We start from the raw sequence: 1,261 nt of genomic DNA, 5'->3' as shown, positions 1-1,261 counted from the left end.
CGTAGTGATCGACACCGGGCCCTGGCCGCTGATCGTGCCGCTCTGACGGTTGTCGAGACTGGCGCTGTGCAGGTCGATACCACCGTCGGTGACCAGCCGGCCGCCCTGGTTGATCAAGGCACCATCGCTGGTGAGGCTCAATTGGCCGGCACTGGAGAAACTGCCGCCCGAGTTATCCAGGCTGGCAGCGTGAGCCGTCAGGGTGCCTTCGCTGCTGATCAGGCCGGAGAGCTGATTGGTCAGGGCAGCGTCGAGGGTGATCACCAGACCCGACTGCGCGCTCACTTTACCGCCGCTGTTATCCAGGCTGCTGCCGGTCAGCGTGGTGCTGCCCTGGCTGACCAACTGGCCCAGGCTCTGGTTGATCACTTGCGCGACCTTCAGGCCCAGCGCGGTGTCGGAAAGGACCTTGCCGCCGTCGCTGTTGTTCAGGTACTGACCGTTGAGGTTGACCGCCTGCACGCTGGAGATTTCCCCCGCGCGGTTGTCGATATTGCCGACGTTCAGGGTCAGCCGTTTTTTTGCCGAGATCAGCGCCGCATTGCGGTTGTCCAGGGTGCTGCCGGTCAGGCTCAGGTTGCCGTCGGTGACCAGCGCGCCATCCTGCTGGTTGAAGGTGGTGACGTTGGCGGTCAGGTCGCCCTGGCTGGAGATTCGGCCCTTGGCGTTGTCCACGGTGTCGGCGGTCAGGCTCAGCGGGCCATTGGTGATAAGCGAGCCGCCGGTGTTATCCAGATGGGTAGCGGTCAGGCCGAGGCTTTGCTGCGCGGTGATACGCCCCTTCTGGGTGTTGTCGAGAGACTGGCCCTTGAAGGTGAAGCTATTGTTCGAACCCAGGCGACCGTTCTGGTTGTTCACCGCGCCCGTGGCGGTAATGTCCAGAACGTTATTGGCCATGACCAGGCCGGTGAGGTTGTCCATGGAGCCGAGGATCAACGTGGTGTTGCCTTGGCTGGAGACTTCACCCGCGTTGTTGTTCAGATAACCAAGGGTCGCGGTCAGCGAGTTCTGGCCTTTGATCAGGCCGCCCTGGGCGTTGAGCACGGTGTCAGCCGTCAGATTCAGACGATCAGCGCCAAGGACTCGACCTTTGCTCTGGTTGTCGAGGGTGCCAGCGCTGACGGTGGTTTGCCGTTGACCGCTCAGGGTGCCGCCCTGGTTACTCAGGGTTTGCGTGGCCGTGACACTCAAGTCACGGCTGGCGATGATGCTCTGGCCGTTGTTGGTCACGTTCTGCGCAGTGATGCTGACGTCAGCGAGC

At 62.6% G+C, this 1,261-nt stretch carries 1 pseudogene; it reads right to left on the bottom strand.

Features of this window, described 5'->3' with window-relative positions:
* Positions 1–1,261, bottom strand: a pseudogene (locus M5B42_RS32030) (hemagglutinin); the annotation flags it as partial.

Source organism: Pseudomonas sp. MWU12-2037 (genome assembly GCF_023242345.1).
GTDB lineage: Bacteria > Pseudomonadota > Gammaproteobacteria > Pseudomonadales > Pseudomonadaceae > Aquipseudomonas > Aquipseudomonas gingeri_D.
The sequence above is the reverse complement of the archived record's forward strand: the minus strand, read 5'-3'. Positions and strand labels throughout refer to the sequence as shown.